Consider the following 23233-nt stretch of genomic DNA (forward strand, 5'->3'; position numbering starts at 1 on the left):
ATGATAGAAATATCCCAAAAATATTTTTCACCCCTTTATCCTGCCAGTCTTATGACTGGTTTTTTTGTTGTTCCAAAGACTCGAAAAGATTGAACTTAAGGTGAGTTATTCGTATAATAGGGGACAGCGATAAATTAGGAGGATGAAGATGCGCAACGAAATGATGCATCGTCCAGTAGTCAAACCTGAACTAGTGGCGTTTATGCGTGAAAAACAAAAACAATTACCCGGCGAACTTGGTGAAATCGAGCAAGCCGCTCATAAAAAAGAAGTGCCAATCATCCCACATGAAACAGTGGTCTTTTTGCAGTTTTTATTAGGACAACTCCAGCCAAAAGAAATCCTTGAGATCGGCACAGCGATCGGTTTTTCTTCAAGCTTGATGGCGCAATGTGTGAAAGATGGTCATGTCACAACGATCGATCGCTTTGACGTCATGATCCGCAAAGCCAAAGAAACTTACGCTCGCTTAGGAAATGAAGAAAAAATCACGCTATTAGAAGGACAAGCGGCAGACGTTCTACCTACATTGAGTGGCCCTTATGATTTTATCTTCATGGACAGCGCCAAATCAAAATACATTGAATTTTTACCAGAATGTCTGCGTCTATTACGCAAAGGCGGTGTGCTGATGGTGGATGACGTATTTCAAGCTGGAACGATTCTACAACCCATCGAAGAAATTCCTCGCAACCAGCGAGCGATCCATCGCAAATTGAATCTTTTCTTGGATACTGTGATGAACCATCCTCAGCTGACCTCCACGCTTGTCCCTTTGGGAGATGGCGTGATTCTCATTACGAAAGAAGCAGATAGCGTAATTCTTGAGGAACCTGAGAAAGGTTGAGGGCAGCTGCGCTTCCTTTTTTCAAAGAAAAAATAAGAAAAGGGCGAAAAGCGATTGACATTGCTGCGCCCTTTTTCTATAATGTTATTTGTTGCTGATTGATTTCAACAGCTTAGGCGAAGTGAGCATTCGCTGAAAATTATTTGTTCCAGTAGCTCAGCCGGATAGAGCATTCGCCTTCTAAGCGAACGGTCGGGGGTTCGAATCCCTCCTGGAACGTTATATTATCGTGCATTGCACTAGCAGATCGTTAGGAATCTTGATTCCTAGCGATTTTTTTTGATAAATTTTTAAAAACCACTTTTTTCAAACGTCACTTTTACCACAAATCAGCAGCACGGAGCTTTTCTTTTGCAAACAACCTATTAACTAATTATCTAAAACATCATTAATTATCACATATAGTTTTAACTGCTAAATAAATATGATATTATCCTCTCAAAGAGCGGCTTAATTACAAAGATCGTTTATGGTTTCCCATAATCCCGTAGCTTCACATTTTTAGATATTATACTTCTCGAACACAACTAACAAAATTTATTCCATAGGAGGAATTTTGATGGAAGAATGTCCTTTTTGCCGCATCGTCTCTGGAAAAATAAAAAGCCATGTAATCTATGAAGATGACATTGTTTGCGCCTTCCTTGATCATGCCAAAGACGTGGATTATCATATGCTGGTTATTCCTAAAAAACATTACACCAGTATTTTAGATTGCGACCCCGTTCTTCTTGCTCACCTCATTCAAACGGTTCAAAAAATAGCAGATCATTGTGTCACTCGCTTAGGATTTGATGGGATTAATTTGCTAAGCGCAGCAAATCAAGCAGCGGGTCAATCAGTCCCTCACTTTCATCTTCACTTGATTCCGAGAAAAAAATGTGACGGTATCAATGCGTGGCCCACATTCAATGGAGCAGCGCTCTCTTTAGAGGAAGTAGCGGCATTTTTGACCTCTGAAACAGATAGTAAGGGAGATTAAACAAAACTCAGTAGACTAAATCTTGCTTAAAAGCGCTTCTTAAAATACTTGATAATACTTGACTTGTTCTGCTAGCTGATCAGCTGGTAGAGCACCATCCAGTACATAGTCGGCTGTTTCAGCAATGATCTGTTCGTGTAAAACAAATAGCTCCCTTGCATAGGAAAGATAAGTATCTGCCCAAGTCAAAATCGCTTCTTTTGATTCGTTCGTATAATCCCGTTTAATCTGACGAGCAAAAGCAATATCTAGTGGTGTTTTCAAATAAATCACCGTGTCGATCAACTGACGTAAATCTTGGTGTTCATATCCGAAGGGAAAGTCTACAAAAATGATTGGGTAAAGGATCATCGCTCTCTTCATATAGTCCCTCCTCTGTCTTACCTTCAGTATAACACGCTTAACCAATCCGTTTTCTTAACCTATCCCTGCAAAAATTATGCTATGCTTAACAAAAACAAAGAAAGCAGGTGTCCTATGGAGATAACGGTACATATCGCAAGTGGGTTTAGTAAAAATCAAACGGGTGGCAACAAGGCTGGAGTCGTCTTGTTGGAACAGCCTCTTACGCCACAACAAAAGTTAGCCGTCGCAAAAGAGTTAGGCTTTTCAGAAACAGCTTTTTTATCGAAATCCCCGCAGGCCGATTTCCGATTTGACTATTTTACGCCAAAAGAAGAAGTTGACTTATGCGGACATGCAACAATTGCCTCCTTTGCACTATTATCGTATCTAAACAAACTTTCCACGCAACAGTATCGCATCGACACCAACGCCGGACGTTTGTCGATCACCATCAAAGACGGTGTCATTTTCATGGAACAGAACAAACCACTGTTTTCAGATGTACTTTCACTAGAACAATTAACTGACTGTTTTGATACCAATGCTATCAATGATCAAATTCCTATTCAAATCGTTTCTACTGGATTAAAGGATATCCTTATTCCAATCAAAACAACGGCCCAGTTGCAGCAAGTTACACCTAATTTTGAGGAAATAAAAAAAGTAAGTGCGCTTCAACAAGTAGTTGGCATGCACTTATATGCAATGGAAAAAGAACGAATCGTTTGCCGTAACTTTGCCCCATTGTTTGACATCAATGAAGAATCTGCCACAGGCACTTCCAATGCCGCTTTGGCTTGCTTCTTGTATCAAAAGTGTGCCCTCGAAAAAGAAGTGTATCGCTTTGAACAAGGCAGCAATTTAGGTGAACCTTCTGAAATCTTTGTCAAACTAGCTACGACTTCGCGAAAGGTAATCCAACATGTTTACGTTGGGGGCAGAGGGCATTTTTGCGAGACAGTAACCATCGACACGGATACACTGGCATAATCACGACAATTTGGGGCTGATCTTCAATCAGCCTTTTTTCTTTTCCTTTTCACACATCACGTTCTTTTTTCCATAGCAGCCCATCAGTACCTCGAATACTAGTTTTCTCATAAAAAAAGAACCCAATTCGGGTTCTTTCCTTCACATTGTTTTCTATGGCTTACCAACAAGTTTTGCTAACAGCTCACTGACTTTAGGCAGTGGCTCGTTTTGTAGCGCTGCTACGATTTTTGAACCGATCACTACCCCCTCACACACACTGGCAAAGCGCTGCACATCTGCGTGGGTCGAGACCCCGAAACCAGCTAATACTGGAATCGGACTTTTTTCCGAAATGGCTTGCAAATGCTGATCCAGCTGTTCGTTGTATTGGCGATCTTCTCCAGTGACACCGTTCACTGTCACAGCATAAACGAATCCTTCCGCGTCTTCGATCAGCGTCTGAATTCTGTCTGGAGGACTGGTCAAAGAGACCAGTGTGATCAGCGCGAGATCCGCCGCATCAAAAGTAGGCGTTACTAGTGATCGATGTTCAAAAGGTAAATCTGGAATAATCAACCCTTTCACATTTGTCGCTTTTAACTCATTTGCTAACTGTTCAATCCCATAATGAAAGAATGAATTGGCATACCCCATCAATACCAGTGGAACCTCGGAATGGATGGTTTGCAGCGCAGCAATGATCTTTTTTAAAGTGGTCCCATTGGCTAATGCCTGCATTCCAGCTGCTTGGATGACGGGTCCATCTGCGACTGGGTCTGAAAAGGGCACGCCGATTTCAATGGCCGCTGCGCCATGTGTCGTCAACAGCTCGATTTCTGCTGGCAGGCGTTCCAGTCCGTTGGCCCCCGCCATAATATAAGGAACAAATAGTGGCTTGCCTTGTTTTTGGCGCTCCTTCAGTTTCATCGTCAATGTTTTGCTGGTCATTTCGCTGCTCCTTTCCGGTCTTTGATTTGTTGAACATCTTTGTCCCCTCGCCCAGACAAGCAGATCACTAAGCGTTCTTCGGGTGTCATGATTGGGGCTAGCTTTAGGGCATAGGCAACGGCATGAGCACTTTCCAAAGCAGGAATAATGCCTTCGATTTGAGACAAGTGATAAAAGGCGTCAACGGCTTCTTCATCAGTGACAGCGAAATACTCCGCTCGCTCAATCTCCTTCAAGTAAGAATGCTCGGGACCGACCCCTGGATAATCCAAACCAGCTGAAATCGAATAAGGTTCGATCACTTGCCCATCATCGTCTTGCAGCAGATGCATTTTGGTACCATGTAAAATACCGATACTGCCTTTCGTCAAGGTCGCCGCATGCTCAGTAGTATCCACACCTTTCCCAGCTGCTTCAACGCCAATCAAACGAACGGTCTGATCATCGATAAAAGGGTAAAACATTCCCATCGCATTGCTGCCGCCGCCAACACAAGCAACGACTGTCGTCGGTAGTCGTCCTTCTTTTTCTAATAGTTGCCGTCGTGTCTCACTGCCAATCACACTTTGAAAATCTCGAACGATCTCTGGAAAAGGATGCGGACCGAGTACGGAACCCATCACGTAATGGGTGTCCTCGACGGTTGCGACCCAGTAACGCAGCGCTTCATTGACAGCATCTTTCAATGTCTGATTGCCTGAAGTGACTGAAACCACTTTTGCTCCCAACAATTCCATTCGAAAGACGTTTAGTGCTTGCCGCTGAACATCTACCGCACCCATAAAAATCGTGCATTCCATACCGAACAACGCGGCCGCAGTCGCTGTGGCGACGCCATGCTGTCCAGCACCGGTCTCCGCTACCACTTTCTTTTTCCCCATCCGCTTTGCTAATAACACTTGCCCTAGCGCATTATTGATTTTATGGGCGCCCGTATGATTCAAATCTTCTCGCTTCAGATAAATTTTGGCACCGCCTAAGTGTTGTGACAAGCGCTGTGCATGATAAAGGGGGGTCTCTCTTCCTACATACTCTTGCAAATATTCCTGTAATTCTGCTTGAAAACTTGCGTCCGCTTGTGCTTCACGATAGACAGTTTCCAATTGCTTGACTGCATACATCAATGTCTCTGGCACAAACTGCCCGCCAAAAGAACCATAAAAACCTGCTTCTGTGGGGTATTGGGTCATTTTATCTTCTCCTTTACTAAGTAAATAAATTGTTCGATTTTCCGACTGTCTTTCTTCCCCTGGGTTTCAACGCCTGAAGAAACATCGACAGCATAAGGCCTAAAAAGTTGGATCGCCTCTTCTACATTTTCCGCGTGCAAACCGCCAGCAATAAAAAATCGCTCAGACAACGGTAACGGTTTTCTCGCCGCTTTTTGCCAATCAAAGGATTGGCCGTTGCCGCCAGCATAAGGGTGATCTCTTACTGGAGCGTCCAATAACCCAAAATCTGCATCGCAGCTTAGGAAATCTTGTTCTAAAGTCTCTGCTTCTCCATCAAAGGCTTGGATCACTGCGATCTTTTGATGCGCAAAAATGCCTGTCTGGATGGCTGTTTGCAAAGATGGCAGAACCTTTCCATGGAGCTGAATCGCTGTCAGCTGGGCGGCTTGAATTGCCGCTTGCACTTCTTCAAAACTTGGAGAAACGAAAACCCCAACTTTCCCTACATTTTGGGGTACTTGCTCCGTTATCTTGCGGACTTGTGTCGGATCGATTCTCCGACGGCTTTCGGCAAAAACAAAGCCAAGGTAATCTGCTCCTGCACTGATGGCAGTTTCGACATGCAGCCGTTCGGTGAGTCCACAAATTTTCACTTTGGTCATCGGCGGCTCACCTGCAAATCTGCAGCTGTTTCAGCAATTCGATTGCTTCTCATCAACGTTTCTCCAACGAGGACTCCATGATAAAACGGTGCAAGCTGCAGCACATCGGAGGCAGTTCGAATACCAGATTCACTGATGTAAACCGCCTCTGACGGCTGAGGTGCTAAAGCAACACTGACATCCAAGGAAACGTCAAAGGTTTTTAGGTCACGATTGTTGACGCCGATGATTTTGGCCCCTAAGGCTTGGGCTTGTTGAAATTCAGCCGCATTATGAGTCTCAACGAGTACTTCCAACCCTAGTGCTATTGCCTCTTGATGAAGTATGGCTAAGCGTTCTGGTTTTAAAGCGGCCACGATCAATAAAACAATACTGGCACCCGCATTCTTGGCGCGAATCAATTGTTTTCTGTCGATAATAAAGTCTTTGCATAGTATAGGCACCGAAACGGCATTACTGACTGCTTCAAGATCTGCCAGCGAGCCTTTAAAAAACTGCTGGTCGGTCAAAACGGAAATCCCGCTGACACCCGCGGCTTCATAAGTTTCCGCTTGTGTGACTGGGTCGATTCCTTGGTTGATGTCTCCTTTTGAGGGTGAAGCACGCTTGATTTCAGCAATGAGGTGCATCTTTTGTGGTTGGTCCTTGACTTGCTGATAAAATGATGGACGTTTCGCTACGACCTTTTCGATTTCTTGTGGCATCGCGGCAACTTCTTCAACTTTTTTCTGGATGATCGTTTCTAAAAAATCCATGATTCTCCTCCTTACAGCTCTCGTAGTTAATGGCTATTTGACTGACGAATCAGCATCTGCAGTTTGTCGTAGGCCGCGCCCGAAGCGATACACGCTCGTGCCATCGCAAAGCCTTCCGCTAGGGTGGCGGCTTTGCCGTTGGTATAAAAGCCTAACCCTGCATTTAAGACCACTGTCTCTAGATAAACGGAAGGGTGATTTTTCAAAACTGCTGTTAAAATCGCGGCGTTTTGAGCCGCATCTCCGCCGACGATCGCCTCGATCGGTGCTGGCGTAAAGCCATACGCTTGCGGATCCAAAGAAAAATTCGTCACCTTTCCTTCGTGATAAAAACTGATCGCCGTTTCACCAGCCAAATTGGCTTCATCCATCCCATTACATCCATGGATCACCATTGCTCGTTGCCGACCAAGACTGCCTAACGCCTGAGCGGTGTCTACCAAGCTCTCGCCAGCGTAAGTACCGATCAGTTGCGTAGTCAATGGCACAGGATTGATCAAAGGGCCTAATAGATTAAAAATCGTTGGTGTCGCTAATTCTTGCCGTATTTTCATCACTGCTTTCATGCCCGGATGCAACGACGGGGCGAAGAGAAAAGCGATGCCGACTGTCGCTAATAGATCGGCGATTTTTTCTGGTGATGCTTGAATTGCCACCCCCAAGCATGCTAAGACATCAGCACTGCCTGAACGACTAGAGATACTGCGATTGCCGTGTTTTGCCATCGTGATTCCCCCAGCTGCTAAAACGAAGGCAGCCGTAGTGGAGACATTAAAACTATTGGCGTGGTCGCCACCAGTGCCGCAATTGTCCATGGTGTCTCCTCCTTCATAAGGAATGGTCACGGCATGCTCTAACATAATTTCTGCTAAAGCAGTCAATTCGGCAGCTGTGATGCCGTTGATCTTCATCGCAACTAATGCTGCGCCCAATTGACTTTCTGAAAACACCCCGCTTAAAATTCCTTGAGCAAAGTGACGCATCTCCTGATAACTTAAATGACGGCCATTAAATAATTGCTGAGTGATTTGTTGCGGCGGCTGCTTTTTTAGTGCTTGCATTAAAGATTCCTCCTTTTTTCATCTTGTGTTTTTTCTGTATTATCCGAGACGAGTTTAAGAAACTGTTCTATGAAAAATGCCCCCTCGTTTGTTCCCATTGATTCTGGATGGAATTGGAGTCCTACGATTGGTTTTTCGCGATGCTGAATCGCCATGATGATCCCTTCTGTTTCAGCCAACACCTCAAATTCCGCTGAAAGTGTCGCTGGCTCAATGACAAGCGAGTGATAGCGCATGACAGTCATATCTCCTAGGTAGGTTTCGAATACGCCTTTTTTCTGATACGTAAGGGTCGATTGCTTGCCATGCATAATAGCTGGTGCTTGGACCACTTTGGCACCAAACGCTTCACCAATGGCTTGATGACCTAAGCAGATGCCTAAAAGCGGCTTGCTATCATGGTATGTTTTGATCAAAGAAATCATGAATCCTGCCTCTTCGGGACGGCCTGGTCCCGGGGAAAAAATGATGCCATCTGCTTCTTTTGCAACAATAAAAAGCTCTGGATCGTCATTTCGCAAGACGATCGTATCCGCTGGACATTGCTGGACTAAGTTATACGTAAAGGAATCATAATTATCGACGAGTAAAATCATTGGCTGACACCTCCAATAGTGCTTTGGCTTTGTGTAATGTTTCTTGGTATTCAGATGAAGGATCAGAATCATAAACGATCCCCGCCCCTGCTTGGACATAAGCGATCTCGTCTTTCAATACCAATGTCCGAATCCCGATGGCAAAATCCGCTTGATCATTTCGTGAAAAATAACCAACTGCACCAGCATAGACCCCTCTTCGAACAGCTTCCCACTGATAGATGCGAGTCATGGCACGAATCTTTGGTGCCCCGCTGACCGTGCCTGCTGGCAGGGTTGCTTTCAAGGCATCCATTGCCGTCACACCTGCTCTGCGCTTGGCAGCCACTACCGAAACGATATGCATGACATAGCGGTATTTCTCGATCACCATGTATAAAGGAACATGAACCGTCCCATGTTCAGCGATCCGCCCTAAATCATTGCGCCCAAGATCGATCAGCATCTGATGCTCTGCACGTTCTTTTTCATCTGCCAATAGTTCATTTGCCAAAGCTTCGTCTTCTGCTTTGGTTGCACCTCGTTTGCGGGTACCAGCGATCGGATTCGTGGTGATTTCGTCGCCTTGAACGCGAATCAGGCTTTCAGGTGAGCTACCAATCACTTTAAATCCGTGATCGAAATCAAGATAATAGAGATACGCGGAAGGATTTGTCACTCGTAGTTTGCGGTAATAGTCAAAGGGCTCTTGTTTAAATGACGCTTTCAGACGTTGCGAAGGAACGACTTGGAACATGTCTCCCGCCGTAATTCGGGCTTTCGCCTCTTGAACGATCGCTTCAAAGGCTTGCTGTGTGACATTGCTAGTAAAATGCAGTTTTTCGTTTGACAATACACGGGTCTCAGCGGCGACTGGTGTCCTTAACTGCTGCTTCACTGCTTGCATTACCTGCTCCATCTCGACGGTTCCTCTTTGGCTATAGCAATTTTCAAGAATGATCGTTAAAGTTTCCGTCTGATGGTCAAAAACGAGAAAAGTTTCGAAAAGCCAAAAGGCCATATCAGGCACTTGCAATTCATCTGCGGGCAGTTGTCCGATGTCTTCATAGCAAGCGGCGATATCATAGCCCGCATACCCGATAGCCCCACTTTGCAGCGGTAGATTCGGTAAAGCGCTAATTTCCTTTTTGACTACATACCCTTCCATTTCTTTTAAAGGGTCCTGACACGGGTACTTGTTGACCGTTTTTTTCAAAAGATCCTCCACTTGAAAAACACCATCCTTAAAGGTCATTTTCTGAACGGGATCAAAGGTAAGGATCGAATAGCGTCCGGTATCTTCTTCTCTGGGAATACTTTCCAATAAACATTTATGCGCCCCTTGAATCCGTAAAAAAACTGAGACAGGTGTCAAACAATCGCTGTTGATTCGTTCCATTCGATACATAAGCTGCTCCTTTCTTTGTAAACAAAAAGCCCTCAAGCAAACGCCATAAAAACGTCTGCTTGAGGGCGAATGATCGCGGTACCACCTCAATTGAAGTTGCCCAAATAAACAACTTCTTCTCTATCAACCGTCTAACAACGGTCTTCCTCTATAACGGGAGTTCCCGCATTTTCCTACTGCCAAAAAAGGGTTCAAAAAATGATCGGCTAAGGCCATTTCCTTGATTTCTTGGTGCCGGACTCTCATCACCGCCGACTTTCTGTAACCAAAAAAGACTCAAGTACTTCTCTTAGTTTGATTTTACGTTTATTTTTTTATTGGTTGAAGGGCAAGAAAAACAAAAAAGCCCTCAGGCAAACAAACTTGTCTGCCTGAGGGCGATTACTCACGGTGCCACCTCAATTGGTTCTCTAGATCGTCTATCAACGATCGTTCTCTGTAACGGGAGTTCCCGGAAAAAGCCTACTGATTTCAGCCTTTCGACACAAAAGTCCATTTCTGAAGCGTCAATCTGCTGATTTGCACCACCATCAGCTCTCTGCAAGACGAACGTCCTCATACTTCTCTTTTGTCTAGTCTTAATGAGTTATTGGTAGCTATATTACGCGGCTTTTGTTGATCTGTCAACAGGAAAAAGCGAATTTTATTTTTTTGACTCCTTTTGACAAAACAAGAAAACATCCTGCAACGGTTTGTCTTAACCAAAATGACGACACATTCTTTAGGCCAAAAATGCCCTTCACTTCTTTCAGATTACTTAATTATAGTTGCTGATCCATTTAAATAATATTTGTTTTTTTATAACCCTTTCGTGAAGATCAAGCTACGAAATATTCGCTATCTTTTACCAAAAAATAGACATTTACCCAAAATTTTCATGACATCATGAAAAAACAGAATTGTTATTCAAAATATTATTCTATATGATTGAACCGGATATAAGAAAGGGTGATTAAATGCACATAGACAAATTATATTTCTCCACCTTTATTTATAAAATGAGCTGCTTAGAATTTACTTACTCTCTCATTCAATCCAATGAGAAAAATGCCGATTTATCAGAGGAAGAACAAGCAGAAATTGAATGGATCATCGACTCTGCTCTCCATCGAAAACTCTACGCCTCTCGCAAAAAGAGTCTTTTTTCCTCAAAAATAAAATTATCGAAAGAAAGTTATTCTTTGTATTTGCGAATGAAGAAATACGAACATATGATAGACCTCTAACCGTTAAAACACATAAAAAACCTCATTCCTTTAGACAGTTACTCAGAAGGATACCCATTCCATCTTTTTTAATAGAAAAACATCATTCGGTGAATTGGAAATAGCAAAACTTGCCTTTTTCGTATAAAATCAAAAAGAACACGAAAGACTCAGAAAGGAAGTTTTTGTCATGGATGGGATGATGAAAAAAATCATTACCGAGAAGGATTTATTACGTCAGATCCTTCTCTTGGAACAACTGGCGAATCACAAAATGATCACTGCCAAGCAACTAGCAAAATTGATCGATACGACGGAACGAACGGTTTTTTCTGATATAACCTATATTCGTCAACAATTACCCGAAGGTTGGCAGATTGAAGCCGCCAGTAATGGCTTTGCTTTGACCCATGATGGGCCATTGTTGATGAGTCAGCTATGGGAAACGTTTTTCCCTCAATCGATCGGTGTTTCTTTAATGAAAGCATTGCTTTTTTCCAGCGAACTTAGCACGCAAGAAATTCTTGGCCAAGCGGGAACTTCCTATGAAACTTTGCGGCGGCATATTACAAAATTAAATAAAAGTTTGACGGATTTTTCCTTACGGATTCGCATCACAAATCGCGTGATCCGCTTTGAAGGAAGTGAGATCAATATTCGGGTCTTTTTCCATCGACTTTTACTGCCTTATACCCATAACAATTACTTTTTTGAGGAATATACAATTCATGAGTCCCACTATCAACATTTTTTACAGCGTCTGGGCAAAGATAAACTCCAAATCGACGTAGAACAAATCTTCGGTACTTGCTGGTTTTTTATCAATACAATCCGTATCAAGGCCAATTGCCGCATGGATTCCTTCGAATTTAATGGGGATGATCCCCTCTACGGTCTTTTCCAACAGCCATTAAGTTATCTCTACCAAAAAGAAGGCGTATATTTAGAATGCAGCGAACACTTCTTTAGCTTCTACTGTTTTTTAGAAAGCTGGAACTACAATAACGATTGGTCCCAAACGATTCAAGCGACTCTTGAAACGTATCAAACCATTCACGATAAAACGACCCATTTTGTCGAACAATTAGCCCGCTCGTTGCAGCTACCTCTCGCTAGCGGGACGCAGCTGATTGAGAATCTGTTGCTGCTCTTGATCAAAACGCAAGAGTCTGCCAAACTTTCAGAATGGTTTGGGTTAGAATTTCACGAGATCCAGCGCTTGAATCAGCCCTATTCGCTACCGATAGAAGCAACGATCCATGACTTTTTAGAAGAACAGACAAACAGTCAAAGGGAAACGAGTTTTCCTTTATGGTCAACCACCACCTTGTTGATCCAACAGGCTATTTTACAAATCAACCCTATCCGGGCAAAGGGATACTTTATCTTTCAAGGGGAGCCAGCATGGAAAGCTTACCTTATGCAAGAATTGAATGACTTTCTCGGAGCACGTATTCTACTATCGGCGATCGAACCAGGTCAACTAGAAGGGCTATCGGCAACCGACGTTGATTTTGTTTTGTCAAACTTCCCATTAGATGATGCCCCTGTCCCAGTCTTTTATTTATCGATGGTACCGACCAAAAATGAGCTCAATCAAGTGACTGAGCTCATTCAAACCTATTATTTAAGTTATCACTAGAATCATCAAGCTGCCTTTATTGTTTCACTGGGGCAGCTTTTTGACGTCCTTGCAGCTTGTTTGTAATAAATTTCTCACCTTCGACGACTGTGAAAAGAAGTGCCCCGTTGGCTGCAATACTCAACTGCTGCATCAGCGTCAAAGAACCAATCCCTAAAAGCTGGTGTCCGATAGGTGTTAGGAAAATCGCTGCCTGCAATACAATCAGTAGTGCCAGGGAGACTAAGAGTGCTTTATTGGCAAAGAGTTGGCGATTCAACGCCGGCTTTACCAGCTCACGACAGTTCAGTAAGTAGACTGCTTGAGCAAAGACGATACTTTGCAGTAGCATGCTTTGTTGAAGGACCGTTCCTTCAAACTGAATCGCTAAGACGTAGGAAGGAATCATGATTAACAGCGAGACATAGAAGATGCGGAACAGACTGTACCAAGATAAGATACCTTCTTTGATTGGCCGTGGTGGTCGATTCATGACATCCGCACTTGCCTTCTCAAAACCGAGTGCGTAAGAAAGCGTGATGGTTGTCACCATATTTACCCATAAAATTTGTACAGGTGTCAGTGGCAGTGGTCGGTTCAACAAGAGTGCCGCAATAACGATCAATCCTTGTGCAACAGCCGTTGGTAAGAAGAAGTTGATGGTTTTCTTCAAATTATCGTAGATCCGTCGACCCACTCGGACGGCATTGGCGATCGTATGAAAATTATCGTCTGCCAAAACCATATCGGCTGCTTGCTTGGTTACTTCACTGCCTTTGATCCCCATAGCGATCCCAATGTCGGCTTTTTTCAGCGCTGGTGCATCGTTTACACCATCGCCGGTCATTCCGACAATCTCTTCATTCGCCTGCAAAGCACTAACGATCCGTAATTTATGCTCTGGGGTCGTTCGAGCAAAGATATCTGTCTTTTGGACTGCTTGCTGCAACTCCTCCTCAGACAGCAGATCGATTTCCAGCCCTTCCAACACGTGATTCGTGTGCTTCAATCCAATTTGCTTGCCGATAGCTTGAGCGGTCTTGCCATGATCTCCTGTGATCATTTTGACTTGGATGCCCGCTTGCAAGCACTCTTTTACTGCTTTGATGGCACTGTCTTTCGGAGGATCAATGATGCCAGCGATCCCAACAAAGGTTAAATTGATGAGTGCTTCGTGGGACAAGGACTCCTGTGCCGACAGCGTCAGATGCGCAAAGCCGATCAGTCGCTGCCCTTTCGCTGCTAATTTTGCACTTTCATCTAACCACCATTGCTTTTGATCTGAAGTCAGTTGGCTTTTCTCAAGCAACACTTCGGGCGCACCCTTGACAAACACTACCGAGTCATTCGGCTCTTCTTGATTTTGATGGCGTGTTGCCATGTACTTGTAAGAGGAACTAAAAGGAATTTTATCGACTGTTTTACGCAATGGTTGCTGCGCTAATTCTGCGTATTGTAACAAGGCTTTTTCGGTTGGGTTTCCAACGAGTTCAGCCGCCTTTTGTCCTTCGTCTTGCTTCAAATCTTGACAATTTGCCATGATATCAAGCACCGTTGCTTTATCCACGTTTGACTCAACTAAGACATCGACGACCGTCATTTCATTTTTGGTCAAGGTTCCTGTTTTGTCTGAACAAATCACCGTCATGGCACCTAGTGTCTCCACTGATGGCATCGTTTTGATGATTGCTTGCTCCTCAGACATTTCCTTGACACCCATCGATAAAATCATGGTCAGCACGGCTGGCAAGCCCTCAGGAATCATTGCTACAACTAATGCGATACCTGATGAGAACAAGAGATCAAGATCAAAGCCGTAGCGGAAGGTAGTAAAGAAGATCAAGAAAATCACTAATCCGATAATGCCTTTAAAGATTTGGTGATTCAATTGCTTCATTTTTTTGATCAACGGGGTTTCTTGCGCTTTCACAGACTGAATTGCTTGATTGATCTGGCCGATTTGTGTATCGTCTCCTGTTTCAACGACGATCCCGCTGGCAGTTCCGCTTTCTACATGGGTACCAGAAAACGCCATGTTCCGCTGGTCACCAATCGTACTTTCTTGAGTAATGGGTTCGGTCATTTTTTGAACTGGCTCAGATTCGCCGGTTAAGATAGACTCTTCAATCACAAGATCATGGGTTTCGATCAAGCGCATATCTGCTGGTACGACATCTCCTGGTCCTAAAACGACTAAATCTCCGTTTACTAAGGAAGAAACAGCAATTTTCTTCTTGCGGCCATGAACATAAATTGTTGCTTCTTGCCCCATGAATTGCTTCAACCCATCCAGTGACTCTTGGGCTTTACGCTCTTGCCAGTAGCCGACTAATCCATTGATGACGACGACCGCCATAATAATGCCGCTTTCGATATAATCACCCGAAACCCCTTTTAAAACGGCTGCGACGATTAAGACCAACATCAGTAAGTCTGTAAAATGCTTGCCGACTTTCTTCCATGTAGGGATCTGCGCAGCCTCAGTAATTTTATTTTCACCTTGCTTTGCTAAACGCTGGTTGCGTTCTTCGGAGGAAAGGCCCTGCCGTGTTGTTTGCAACGTATGTAATAGTTCTTCTGTTGTGTTTTTGTACCAATTCATATTTTTTTCCTCCTTGTTTATTTATTTGATCTGAACATAGTATAAGACATTAAAACCATAAAATTCTGGCGATAATTTCAGTGGAGCCTGAAAAAAATGAGTGTTTTTATTAAAGGGGAAGGGCGGCTTCGTCCCGTGGTTTCACAAAACCAACAGAAAACGTTTGTTGATTGTTTTTGCAGGTGTAATCAAGTAAACTAAGACACACCCAATCAATTGCTATCTGTCCCTATCATCCAAAGGTAAGATAGAAGAAAGGAGCCAAATTAATGGCAATCTATACCGATACAAAAATCACGCAGGGACCTTTTCTTTTCATTTCTGGTCAAACGCCGTCACAAGACGGAGCCACACCTGAGGACCCGCAAGAGCAAACAGCCATCGTTTTGAAGAAAATCGAAGAGCATTTATCAGCCAATCAACTGTCTTGGTCATCAGTGGTCAAAATGACCGTCTTTTTAACGGATGCTGCTTACTTAGCTGCTGTCCGTACGGCATTCACAACCATTTTGGCAGAAAACAAACCGGCCATGAGTCTCGTCATCGTTGCCGGCTTGGTTGCCCCTGAATTTAAAGTGGAGATTGAAGCACAAGCCACCTTGGCTTAAAAAGGCGCAACACCAAAAAACTTCGTACTGGCGATTGCCTTCCCTACGAAGTTTTTTGGTGTTTGCTTCTTATTTGGTTGGAAAATCAGTGACTTCTGAAGGAGCTGATCCGGTCTTTTTTTGCCACTGCTCCACAAAGCCGGCGATGGCTTGAGCAATCTGTTGAGCATTAATCAAGGTTCGCTTTTTTTCCATCGCTTCTGCCAAGGAAACTGGTCCTTGTTGGATACTGAAGACTGTTGGAAGCAATTGCGACAGTTCACCGAGACGTTCGGTTCGGGAGCCACAGATTGCAACAATTGGGAGTTGGCGTTTTTGAGCGATCAAAGCGACACCATAGGGTACTTTCCCCCTAGCTGTTTGGCCATCGATACGACCTTCACCGGTGATCAATAAGTCTGCTCCTTTGATTTTTTCCTCAAATCCAATCAAGGAAGCAATCGTCGAAAATCCCGGAACCAACTGACCACCTGCCAAATAAACCGCACCACCAAGGCCCCCAGCTGCACCAGCACCAGGGACTTCCAAATCGATCCCCGTGGTCCGCTTGATGTGTTCAGCCAAACGCTTTGCTTGTTGATCCAACTGCTGGATCGTTTCTTTGGTTGCCCCTTTCTGTGAACCAAAAACTGACGCAAATCCTTGTTCACCTGAATAAGGATTTGTTACATCGGCTAAAGCAAACAGGTCAATTTGTGCAAGCAGAGGGTTCAACTGGCTGAGCTCCAGAGATTCTGCCTGTAGCAAAGGATTGTTTTCCATTCGCACGTTTCTTTGAATGGTTGCTCCTAACGCAAGTAAAAAGCCTACGCCCCCATCAGAAGTGCCGCTACCGCCAAGGGTCAGGTAAATTTTTTTCACTCCTTGTCTGCAAGCTGCTAAGACCATTTGGCCTAAACCAAAAGAAGAGCTATTGCGGGTGGTCTCGTCACTAGGTTCCACGAGTTGCAATCCGATCACTTCCGCAGATTCAATCAAAGCGATTTTTTCTTCATTGATTTTTGTGACCAACATACGGGCTTGCAACTTACCACCTAATGGGTCGGTCACTGGAACCGTTTCGTAATTGCCTCCAAACGCAGCAAAAACTGCTGCCATCGAGCCTTCTCCCCCATCAGCGATGGGAATACTACATTTTTCCCACTGGTCTGAAAACCCGCTTAAGACCGCTTGATTTAATTCTGCGGAAGTGGCGCTTCCTTTGAAGGAATCAATCGCTGCTATAATTTTCATCATTCTGCCTCTCCTTCTAGATCATCTCTTTGTCAGAGATGGGGGCACCTACGTTAATAATCAACCTATGGTTAATCAAATCAACCAAAAGTTAACTAGTAATCCATTGTAAGTTATCCCTTCTCCTCTTATGATAGAAGTATATCAAACAAACCTATCGGAGGTGTACTATGGACTTACCAATTGGCGAGGAAATCGCCCGGAGAAGAAAACACAGAGGCGTTACGCAGCAAGAATTAGCAGCATTTATGAACGTGTCAAAAGCATCCGTTTCAAAATGGGAAACGGGACAGACGTATCCAGATATCACTTCACTGCCCTTATTAGCGGCGTATTTTGATTGCAGCGTCGATGAATTATTGATTTTAGATTCGCACCTATCACCTAAAGAGATCCAGCGAATCTACCAATTATTAAAAGACGCCTTCCAAACAAAAACACCAACGGAAGTTCTCGCTCTTGCTCAAAGTTTTACCAAACGGTATTACTCTTGTTATCCATTCTTATTACAAATGGGGTCCTTTTACTTGAATCATTGGGATCTGTTGCCGGATGTCCCCGTAGAAGGCGTCCCGAAAGGGCAAACTTACGAAGACGCTTTGATGGAAGCAAAGAAAAATACCTATTTGAAGGAAGCAGAAACCCTGTACCAACGGATCATGGACCAAGGAGACAGTGAGCTGGCACAACAAGCGAAACAGATCGATGCTTATTGTCTTCTGATGAGAAACAAGCCAGAAGAAGTCTTGGCGATCCTTGGCACGAAAACTCTCTCTTTTTTACCTAGCGAACCGTTGATTGCCGCAGCATTTCAGCAAAAAAATCAGTTGCAACAAGCTGAGATCGTTACGCAAAGTGCGATTTACCAGTACTTAATTATTTTTATGAGTTTGCTAACGAATTATTTAGCAATGCTCACACAAGACGAGGAGCAACTGGAAAAAACCTATGCACGTGGACTGGCACTCAGCGAGAGCTTCCAACTGGCCGAATTGCATCCCCTCTCTTTACTGAATTTTCTAGCCGCTGGGATGGTTTCGTTTGCTGCTTTAGGAAAAGAAAGCTTATTGTTACAAGCATTAACGCTGTATGTCAAAACATTAGAAGCTACTCCAGAGGAAATCGTTTTGAAAGGAGATGATTATTTCAACAGCATCGATGAGTGGATCAGTGAATTAGAATTAGGGAGTCAGATCCCGCGTAACTCAGGTAGTGTCAAAAAACAATTTCTTGCAATAGCACAGCTGACACCCTTGTTTGAACCGTATCAAGAAAAACCCCCATTTAAAGAGTTGTTTCAGCGCTTGAGCAATCTGGCTGAACAAGTATCTAATTCGTAAAGGAGTGACTCACATGAATAGTTTTTCACTAAACGTACCAGAAAATATATCTGATTATTTGCCCATACTGATCCCTCTGATTCTTTTGCAATTGATCTTGATCGTTTTGGCAGTTCGAGATATTTTAAAACAAGAACAATTTAAGTTTGGCTCTCGTATTCTTTGGCTCTTCATCGCCTGTTTTGTTAGCCTGATCGGTCCTATCCTTTATTTTGCTTTTGGAAAAGGGGATCAACAATGAAGATGATCGAGATCAATCACTTATCCAAACGTTTTGGGCACAAACAAGTGCTACAAGACCTATCCTTTTCGGTCCCCAAAGGGAGTGTCGTGGGATTTGTAGGGGAAAACGGCGCCGGCAAAACAACCACCATGAAAGCGATTTTAGGGTTACTCCCTATTGATGAAGGCGAAATCACTGTCTGTGGCGAACCAGTACAATTTGGCTCAACCAAGACCAATCGCTGGATCGGCTATTTGCCAGATGTGCCGCAGTTTTACTCTTTTATGACAGCTGTAGAATATTTGACTTTCTGCGGAAAAATTCAGCCAAATAAAGAATCTTTTCAGCCTCAGCGAGTGATGGAAGTCTTAGAGTTGGTAGGCCTGGAAGCTTCGAAACAAAAAATCGCTGGCTTTTCTCGCGGCATGAAGCAACGTCTAGGGTTAGCCCAAGCTCTGATCAACCGCCCCGCCATCTTGATTTGTGATGAACCAACATCCGCACTAGACCCTCTCGGACGCAAAGCATTTCTTGATGTATTGGAAAAAATCAAAGAAGAAACGACAGTGCTTTTTTCCTCTCATATTCTCGCAGATGTCGAACAGCTGTCAGATTATATTGCAATTTTGCACAAAGGTCAGATCCGTGCGTTCGAAACGATGGATTCCTTAAAAAACCGTTATCGAAAAACCGTCTTTGGGATTGTCTTTACCGACGAAGGAGACCATTTAAAATTTGCCAAAGTGTTAGCAATCCATGGCATTTCGGCGAAAAGAAAGAACAATCAATTACTGATCGATGAACAAACTGGAACCAATATCGGTTCACAGCTGCTACAATTGCTGAACGAACAACACATTGTCCCAGAATCCTTTCAAAGAATCGAACCATCGTTAGAGTCGATTTATTTGGAGGTGATCAAATGAATGCGTTTCTTGTTTTCTTAAAGAAAGAGTTTCTCGGCGGTCTTCGCAGCAAAAAACTACTGATTTGCTTGATCCTGTTTGCCCTGATTGGTATGCTTTCTCCCTTTACTGCCAAAATCATGCCAGATCTGATGGCCAGTATGATGCCGGAATCGATTGAAATCACAATTGCTGATCCGACATCGATCGATGCGTGGCTTCAGTTTTACAGCAACATCGGCACGATTGGCCTGCTAGTATTTGTGATTCTTTTTACCGATACGCTCTCAGCCGAAATAAATCAGGGTACCTTTATTCAGCTGATCACCAGAGGCTTACCAAAAACCACGATCGTCATAGCAAAAGCTTGCTATTTAATGATTCTTTGGTCTTTGAGTTACCTCCTAAGTGCCAGTGTCAGTGCTTTTTATACGATGATTTATTTCGATGATTCCAGCGCTGCTCAAGTCCCTAGCGCTTTGGTCAGCTATTGGCTTTTCGGTTTACTAGCAATCAGCATCCTGCTGCTAGGTTCCAGCTTTGCTAAAAGTATCTATCAAGGTTTGTTGTTTATTGGCGTCTGTTATCTGATGGGCATGTTAGGCAACCTATGGAGTCAAGTAACAAACTGGAATCCATATTCCCTTTCCAGCCAATTTCCTAACTACTTAACCGACCAAATCAAACTAGGGGAACTGCTGCCAGCACTGTTGTTAACTTGCTTTTTGATCATCGCTTGTTTGACTGGTTCCATAGCTGTTCTAAGAAAAAGAAAATATTAAAAAACATCGGTGAAGATTTTTTGCACCGATGTTTTGCTTCTGAAATGTTACTCTATTTTGCTGTTCCTTGGACTTTCACAGATTTCTTGGCCTGCATTTTTTGTTCGATTCTCATGAAGAGCCGCATGAAGAAGGCAATCAAGTAGATTGAAAAGGCAGAAATAAGTGCTTCTTGCCAAGAAAAGATCAGAAGGTTCAATAAGATGATGATCAAATTGGTCAAGAAAACCCCACTAGATCTGCGAATGCCATAGTATTTTTCCAAAATTAGTGGCGGAATCGTCACGCCGCCATTAGACGCACCAATTTTGTAGAGCGAAAAGATGCCGAAGCTAAAGAAGAAACTACCTAAAATCAATGAGATGGAATAAAAGCGCAGCAGCATAATTTCTGGTAAAAGTGCTAGAAGAACGGGAAATGCCAAACTACCGATAACCGTATTGACAAAGACCTCTCGTTTCAAAAGTAAAAACGCAAGGGCCAGCATCAATAAATTTATACCCCAGACAACGATATGGCGATTGATCGACCAGCCAGTTTCGATGAGGTAGCCAATCGACCCGACACCGGCAGAAGCAATGCTGTGAGGTAAAAGGAAGAAGTTTAATGCGATGCAGATCCATAGCACCCCAAGCAATAAAGCAAGATTTTTTTTGATAAGTGTTTCCATCAACGTTCTCCTTTCGATCTGGCAACTATTTTTATGTATAAAAGCTTCTGTCTATTCTATCAAAAAAATCGTAAAAGAAAGAACCAATTTTTTCATGAAAACATGAAAAAATTGATTCTGACCTTCAAGAAAGTATTCTGCTATTTTTTCATTCCTTTAAGATTGCTGTTAAGCTGCACAGCAATCACAAGCGGAAAGGATTTCTTCTACAACAGATTCCCGCCATGCTCTTCTATTCGCCATACGTTTCTTCTCTGACGGCAAATGAACAAAGTAAACCGACAATTCTGATCCTTTAATCAATTGATAGGACATCAAGCGATTTTTTTGCTGCAATAACAGCTGATGCTTTTTCGGGGAAAGGGAAAGATCAGTTGCGGACACCAATTGCTTTAATGCCTCTGGATGACAAAGGTTTCTTTCTGGTGCGACACTGATCAATTGGCTGACCTCTGCTAATTTCATCGCCTCGACCACCCGCAGCGTTGCCCGCGGATCATGGATATCCGTCAAAAAAACCGACTGGCAACCTTGCAATGCCCGAACGAGTCGCCCTAAATCGAGAAAGTCACCATCAATGATCGTCTCACGCGCAGCATCAATCTGTTGCAAACGCTCCGTTGCCTGGCGGGCATAGAGTACTAGGGAGAAATTGGTTCTTTCTAAAAGTGTTTGGCGTGTCAGCTGCCCAATCGTTCCAGCAGCACCTAAAATCGCAAGTCGTTTCATAAGCTTCCTTTCTATTGGATTCCATTGAGCAGAACGTTTCAATTTCCATAGTAGAGAATTCAGTCATTAAGACTTAGTGACCAAATTGGCTTTTCGTTGACGCAATCGTTCTTCTGTCGGCAGAACATGCTCGTCGTAATGTTCTAGTTTGTATTCTAAACGTTCAACAGCTTCCGTCATATCTGAGATTTTCTCCCTGAGTACCGCAATTTGTTCTGCTAAGAGCTGCTTGCGCTCAGGAACCGTCCCTCGCCCTTCTTCAAATAAAGCCAGGTAATGACTCAACCCGTCAATCGATAGTCCAGCATTACGCATTTGCCTAGTAAAGGTGATCCATTTTAAGTCGTCATCATCAAATTCACGAACACCGTTTTTATTGCGTTTGACCGGCGGAATCAGCCCAATTTTTTCATAGTAACGGATGGTATCAGCTGAGACACCGCTCAGTTCACTGACTTTTTTGATATTCATGACTTCACTTCCTTGTTTTGCATTTTTTCCTAGATCGTTTTACATGCTACGAGCCAGAAGCCCTTTTGTTACTCGTTATTCCGCTCCTACCACTGCATGAGGCAAGTAAGGCTCTTCCAAATAAGCAATCTCTTCGGCAGTCAGCTTTAGATCAAGGGCAGGTAAAGCATCCAATAAGTGGCTTTCTTTTGTTGCGCCAATAATTGGTGCGACCACTTGTTCTTTTTGCAATAACCAAGCCAAGGCGATTTGCGACCGTTTGCTTTGGTGATTGTCAGCGATCTTTGCGACTCGTGCCACGATCTCCCGGTCTTGTTCCATCGTTTTGTCGTACTTTTGATTGGCGGTTTTATCCGTTAAGTACCGTTTGGTCTCTGCACCCCAATCTCTTGTTAAACGTCCAGCAGCCAAAGGACTATATGGCGTCACGGCAATTTTTTGATCGGCACACAAGGGCATCATTTCTCGCTCTTCTTCTCGATAAAGCAAGTTTAAGTGATTTTGCATCGAAACAAATTTGGTCCAGCCATTTTTCTCTGCAACTGCTTGTGCTTTGGCAAATTGCCAAGCGTACATCGCGGATGCACCAATATAGCGCACTTTTCCAGAAACCACCAAATCATGTAAGGCCTTCATGGTTTCTTCAATTGGCGTGTGGTAATCCCAACGATGGATGATATACAAATCAATGTAGTCCATTTGTAGGCGTTTTAAGCTTTGTTCGACTTGATAAAAGATCGCTTTTCGAGACAGCCCTCCACTGTTTGGCCGTTGCTTCATTTTTGAATACAGTTTTGTGGCAACCACGATCTCATCCCGCGGAGCAAAATCATTCAATGCTCGACCGACGATTTCTTCGCTCGCTCCATAAGAATAGACATTTGCCGTATCAAAAAAGTTGATGCCTAGATCCAAGGCTTTTTTGATGACTTCGCGACTATCTGCTTCTTCTAACACCCACTCATGAAAGCCACTATTGGGATCGCCAAATCCCATTGTCCCTAAACATAATGGTGACACATCAAGTCCCGTATTGCCAAATTTTACATAGTTCATTTGCTCGTCCTCCTGTTTTTTAAGTTACACTAAGCATACAGGTTGAAGTGCACTCTAAGTC

23 protein-coding genes, 1 tRNA gene and 2 other annotated features are annotated in these 23233 nt (G+C 43.6%); of the genes, 10 read left to right on the plus strand and 14 right to left on the minus strand.

Going from position 1 to position 23233, the window contains the following annotated elements:
* Positions 1 to 148 precede the first annotated feature (148 nt).
* The 3 genes from IGJ01_RS10255 (at position 149) to IGJ01_RS10265 (ending at position 1829) form a co-directional block, all read left to right on the plus strand.
* Positions 149 to 847 (plus strand): O-methyltransferase, encoded by a 699-nt coding sequence (locus tag IGJ01_RS10255; RefSeq protein WP_008378512.1) that lies wholly within the window; start codon positions 149 to 151, stop codon positions 845 to 847.
* Between the two features lie 145 nt (positions 848 to 992).
* Positions 993 to 1066: transfer RNA gene (locus tag IGJ01_RS10260), tRNA-Arg, on the plus strand.
* Between the two features lie 340 nt (positions 1067 to 1406).
* On the plus strand, positions 1407 to 1829 hold the full coding sequence (locus tag IGJ01_RS10265) for an HIT family protein (RefSeq protein WP_430601042.1): 423 nt from the start codon (positions 1407 to 1409) through the stop codon (positions 1827 to 1829).
* A 39-nt stretch (positions 1830 to 1868) separates the two neighbouring features.
* Here IGJ01_RS10265 and IGJ01_RS10270 read toward each other — a convergent pair whose 3' ends face one another.
* A complete protein-coding gene (locus tag IGJ01_RS10270; RefSeq protein WP_016613398.1) occupies positions 1869 to 2192 on the minus strand; it encodes a hypothetical protein in 324 nt (107 codons plus the stop codon).
* Between the two features lie 114 nt (positions 2193 to 2306).
* On the opposite strand from IGJ01_RS10270, the gene IGJ01_RS10275 reads away from it, so the two are divergent.
* On the plus strand, positions 2307 to 3164 hold the full coding sequence (locus IGJ01_RS10275; RefSeq protein WP_244731913.1) for a PhzF family phenazine biosynthesis protein: 858 nt from the start codon (positions 2307 to 2309) through the stop codon (positions 3162 to 3164).
* A 153-nt stretch (positions 3165 to 3317) separates the two neighbouring features.
* Here the strand turns inward: IGJ01_RS10275 and trpA are convergent, their stop codons facing one another.
* The 7 genes from trpA to trpE are packed head-to-tail and all read right to left on the minus strand — an operon-like array spanning position 3318 to position 9727.
* Positions 3318 to 4094 carry a tryptophan synthase subunit alpha gene (trpA, locus tag IGJ01_RS10280; RefSeq protein WP_196043996.1) on the minus strand — a complete coding sequence of 259 codons (777 nt, stop codon included), beginning with the start codon at positions 4092 to 4094 and terminating at the stop codon, positions 3318 to 3320.
* A complete protein-coding gene (gene trpB, locus IGJ01_RS10285) occupies positions 4091 to 5284 on the minus strand; it encodes a tryptophan synthase subunit beta (protein ID WP_244731916.1) in 1194 nt (397 codons plus the stop codon). Before trpB ends, trpA begins: the two co-directional genes overlap by 4 nt.
* Positions 5281 to 5928 carry a phosphoribosylanthranilate isomerase gene (locus tag IGJ01_RS10290; protein ID WP_008378521.1) on the minus strand — a complete coding sequence of 216 codons (648 nt, stop codon included), beginning with the start codon at positions 5926 to 5928 and terminating at the stop codon, positions 5281 to 5283. Before IGJ01_RS10290 ends, trpB begins: the two co-directional genes overlap by 4 nt.
* Positions 5925 to 6683 (minus strand): indole-3-glycerol phosphate synthase TrpC, encoded by a 759-nt coding sequence (trpC, locus tag IGJ01_RS10295; RefSeq protein ID WP_244731919.1) that lies wholly within the window; start codon positions 6681 to 6683, stop codon positions 5925 to 5927. Before trpC ends, IGJ01_RS10290 begins: the two co-directional genes overlap by 4 nt.
* A gap of 26 nt (positions 6684 to 6709) precedes the next feature.
* A complete protein-coding gene (gene trpD / locus IGJ01_RS10300) occupies positions 6710 to 7744 on the minus strand; it encodes an anthranilate phosphoribosyltransferase (protein WP_086373063.1) in 1035 nt (344 codons plus the stop codon).
* Positions 7744 to 8340: an aminodeoxychorismate/anthranilate synthase component II gene (locus tag IGJ01_RS10305; RefSeq protein WP_005235288.1), complete on the minus strand. Its 597-nt coding sequence runs from the start codon at positions 8338 to 8340 to the stop codon at positions 7744 to 7746. The genes trpD and IGJ01_RS10305 overlap by 1 nt, the downstream gene beginning before the upstream one ends.
* Positions 8321 to 9727, minus strand: a complete 1407-nt coding sequence (trpE, locus tag IGJ01_RS10310; protein ID WP_034872251.1) for an anthranilate synthase component I — start codon at positions 9725 to 9727, stop codon at positions 8321 to 8323. The genes IGJ01_RS10305 and trpE overlap by 20 nt, the downstream gene beginning before the upstream one ends.
* Before the next feature lie 58 nt (positions 9728 to 9785).
* Positions 9786 to 10031: a binding site (T-box leader), on the minus strand.
* 66 nt (positions 10032 to 10097) lie between these two features.
* Positions 10098 to 10310: a binding site (T-box leader), on the minus strand.
* Positions 10311 to 11122: 812 nt separating this feature from the next.
* On the opposite strand from trpE, the gene IGJ01_RS10315 reads away from it, so the two are divergent.
* A complete protein-coding gene (locus IGJ01_RS10315; RefSeq protein WP_005235280.1) occupies positions 11123 to 12574 on the plus strand; it encodes a helix-turn-helix domain-containing protein in 1452 nt (483 codons plus the stop codon).
* A 16-nt stretch (positions 12575 to 12590) separates the two neighbouring features.
* Here the strand turns inward: IGJ01_RS10315 and IGJ01_RS10320 are convergent, their stop codons facing one another.
* Positions 12591 to 15155 (minus strand): HAD-IC family P-type ATPase, encoded by a 2565-nt coding sequence (locus IGJ01_RS10320; RefSeq protein WP_086299354.1) that lies wholly within the window; start codon positions 15153 to 15155, stop codon positions 12591 to 12593.
* Between the two features lie 269 nt (positions 15156 to 15424).
* On the opposite strand from IGJ01_RS10320, the gene IGJ01_RS10325 reads away from it, so the two are divergent.
* On the plus strand, positions 15425 to 15763 hold the full coding sequence (locus IGJ01_RS10325; protein WP_008378531.1) for a RidA family protein: 339 nt from the start codon (positions 15425 to 15427) through the stop codon (positions 15761 to 15763).
* Positions 15764 to 15832: 69 nt separating this feature from the next.
* Here IGJ01_RS10325 and IGJ01_RS10330 read toward each other — a convergent pair whose 3' ends face one another.
* On the minus strand, positions 15833 to 16999 hold the full coding sequence (locus IGJ01_RS10330) for a glycerate kinase family protein (protein WP_086373064.1): 1167 nt from the start codon (positions 16997 to 16999) through the stop codon (positions 15833 to 15835).
* 167 nt (positions 17000 to 17166) lie between these two features.
* On the opposite strand from IGJ01_RS10330, the gene IGJ01_RS10335 reads away from it, so the two are divergent.
* The 4 genes from IGJ01_RS10335 to IGJ01_RS10350 are packed head-to-tail and all read left to right on the plus strand — an operon-like array spanning position 17167 to position 20246.
* Positions 17167 to 18336: a helix-turn-helix domain-containing protein gene (locus IGJ01_RS10335; protein ID WP_430601043.1), complete on the plus strand. Its 1170-nt coding sequence runs from the start codon at positions 17167 to 17169 to the stop codon at positions 18334 to 18336.
* Between the two features lie 13 nt (positions 18337 to 18349).
* Positions 18350 to 18577, plus strand: coding sequence for a PLD nuclease N-terminal domain-containing protein (locus IGJ01_RS10340; RefSeq protein WP_005235274.1), 228 nt, complete (start codon positions 18350 to 18352; stop codon positions 18575 to 18577).
* On the plus strand, positions 18574 to 19485 hold the full coding sequence (locus IGJ01_RS10345; RefSeq protein ID WP_008378547.1) for an ABC transporter ATP-binding protein: 912 nt from the start codon (positions 18574 to 18576) through the stop codon (positions 19483 to 19485). Before IGJ01_RS10340 ends, IGJ01_RS10345 begins: the two co-directional genes overlap by 4 nt.
* Positions 19482 to 20246 (plus strand): ABC transporter permease, encoded by a 765-nt coding sequence (locus IGJ01_RS10350; protein ID WP_086332476.1) that lies wholly within the window; start codon positions 19482 to 19484, stop codon positions 20244 to 20246. Before IGJ01_RS10345 ends, IGJ01_RS10350 begins: the two co-directional genes overlap by 4 nt.
* 52 nt (positions 20247 to 20298) lie before the next feature.
* Here the strand turns inward: IGJ01_RS10350 and IGJ01_RS10355 are convergent, their stop codons facing one another.
* From IGJ01_RS10355 to IGJ01_RS10370, 4 genes are all read right to left on the minus strand, one after another.
* A complete protein-coding gene (locus IGJ01_RS10355; RefSeq protein WP_008378566.1) occupies positions 20299 to 20916 on the minus strand; it encodes a YitT family protein in 618 nt (205 codons plus the stop codon).
* Positions 20917 to 21084: 168 nt separating this feature from the next.
* Complete coding sequence (locus IGJ01_RS10360) at positions 21085 to 21645, minus strand: NAD(P)H-binding protein (protein ID WP_244731927.1); 561 nt, start codon at positions 21643 to 21645, stop codon at positions 21085 to 21087.
* A gap of 66 nt (positions 21646 to 21711) precedes the next feature.
* Positions 21712 to 22116 carry a MerR family transcriptional regulator gene (locus IGJ01_RS10365; protein WP_005235261.1) on the minus strand — a complete coding sequence of 135 codons (405 nt, stop codon included), beginning with the start codon at positions 22114 to 22116 and terminating at the stop codon, positions 21712 to 21714.
* Between the two features lie 75 nt (positions 22117 to 22191).
* Positions 22192 to 23172: an aldo/keto reductase gene (locus tag IGJ01_RS10370; protein WP_005235260.1), complete on the minus strand. Its 981-nt coding sequence runs from the start codon at positions 23170 to 23172 to the stop codon at positions 22192 to 22194.
* Between the last annotated feature and the right edge of the window lie 61 nt (positions 23173 to 23233).

Source organism: Enterococcus sp. AZ089, from assembly GCF_050547225.1.
GTDB classification, from domain to species: domain Bacteria; phylum Bacillota; class Bacilli; order Lactobacillales; family Enterococcaceae; genus Enterococcus_D; species Enterococcus_D entomosocium.

What these genes read in the sequence shown, in the direction of transcription:
- IGJ01_RS10255 (WP_008378512.1), top strand. Translation starts at nt 149, where the DNA reads ATGCGCAACGAAATGATGCATCGTCCAGTAGTCAAACCTGAACTAGTG.
- IGJ01_RS10265 (WP_430601042.1), top strand. Translation starts at nt 1,407, where the DNA reads ATGGAAGAATGTCCTTTTTGCCGCATCGTCTCTGGAAAAATAAAAAGC.
- IGJ01_RS10270 (WP_016613398.1), bottom strand. Translation starts at nt 2,192, where the DNA reads ATGAAGAGAGCGATGATCCTTTACCCAATCATTTTTGTAGACTTTCCC.
- IGJ01_RS10275 (WP_244731913.1), top strand. Translation starts at nt 2,307, where the DNA reads ATGGAGATAACGGTACATATCGCAAGTGGGTTTAGTAAAAATCAAACG.
- trpA (WP_196043996.1), bottom strand. Translation starts at nt 4,094, where the DNA reads ATGACCAGCAAAACATTGACGATGAAACTGAAGGAGCGCCAAAAACAA.
- trpB (WP_244731916.1), bottom strand. Translation starts at nt 5,284, where the DNA reads ATGACCCAATACCCCACAGAAGCAGGTTTTTATGGTTCTTTTGGCGGG.
- IGJ01_RS10290 (WP_008378521.1), bottom strand. Translation starts at nt 5,928, where the DNA reads ATGACCAAAGTGAAAATTTGTGGACTCACCGAACGGCTGCATGTCGAA.
- trpC (WP_244731919.1), bottom strand. Translation starts at nt 6,683, where the DNA reads ATGGATTTTTTAGAAACGATCATCCAGAAAAAAGTTGAAGAAGTTGCC.
- trpD (WP_086373063.1), bottom strand. Translation starts at nt 7,744, where the DNA reads ATGCAAGCACTAAAAAAGCAGCCGCCGCAACAAATCACTCAGCAATTA.
- IGJ01_RS10305 (WP_005235288.1), bottom strand. Translation starts at nt 8,340, where the DNA reads ATGATTTTACTCGTCGATAATTATGATTCCTTTACGTATAACTTAGTC.
- trpE (WP_034872251.1), bottom strand. Translation starts at nt 9,727, where the DNA reads ATGTATCGAATGGAACGAATCAACAGCGATTGTTTGACACCTGTCTCA.
- IGJ01_RS10315 (WP_005235280.1), top strand. Translation starts at nt 11,123, where the DNA reads ATGGATGGGATGATGAAAAAAATCATTACCGAGAAGGATTTATTACGT.
- IGJ01_RS10320 (WP_086299354.1), bottom strand. Translation starts at nt 15,155, where the DNA reads ATGAATTGGTACAAAAACACAACAGAAGAACTATTACATACGTTGCAA.
- IGJ01_RS10325 (WP_008378531.1), top strand. Translation starts at nt 15,425, where the DNA reads ATGGCAATCTATACCGATACAAAAATCACGCAGGGACCTTTTCTTTTC.
- IGJ01_RS10330 (WP_086373064.1), bottom strand. Translation starts at nt 16,999, where the DNA reads ATGATGAAAATTATAGCAGCGATTGATTCCTTCAAAGGAAGCGCCACT.
- IGJ01_RS10335 (WP_430601043.1), top strand. Translation starts at nt 17,167, where the DNA reads ATGGACTTACCAATTGGCGAGGAAATCGCCCGGAGAAGAAAACACAGA.
- IGJ01_RS10340 (WP_005235274.1), top strand. Translation starts at nt 18,350, where the DNA reads ATGAATAGTTTTTCACTAAACGTACCAGAAAATATATCTGATTATTTG.
- IGJ01_RS10345 (WP_008378547.1), top strand. Translation starts at nt 18,574, where the DNA reads ATGAAGATGATCGAGATCAATCACTTATCCAAACGTTTTGGGCACAAA.
- IGJ01_RS10350 (WP_086332476.1), top strand. Translation starts at nt 19,482, where the DNA reads ATGAATGCGTTTCTTGTTTTCTTAAAGAAAGAGTTTCTCGGCGGTCTT.
- IGJ01_RS10355 (WP_008378566.1), bottom strand. Translation starts at nt 20,916, where the DNA reads ATGGAAACACTTATCAAAAAAAATCTTGCTTTATTGCTTGGGGTGCTA.
- IGJ01_RS10360 (WP_244731927.1), bottom strand. Translation starts at nt 21,645, where the DNA reads ATGAAACGACTTGCGATTTTAGGTGCTGCTGGAACGATTGGGCAGCTG.
- IGJ01_RS10365 (WP_005235261.1), bottom strand. Translation starts at nt 22,116, where the DNA reads ATGAATATCAAAAAAGTCAGTGAACTGAGCGGTGTCTCAGCTGATACC.
- IGJ01_RS10370 (WP_005235260.1), bottom strand. Translation starts at nt 23,172, where the DNA reads ATGAACTATGTAAAATTTGGCAATACGGGACTTGATGTGTCACCATTA.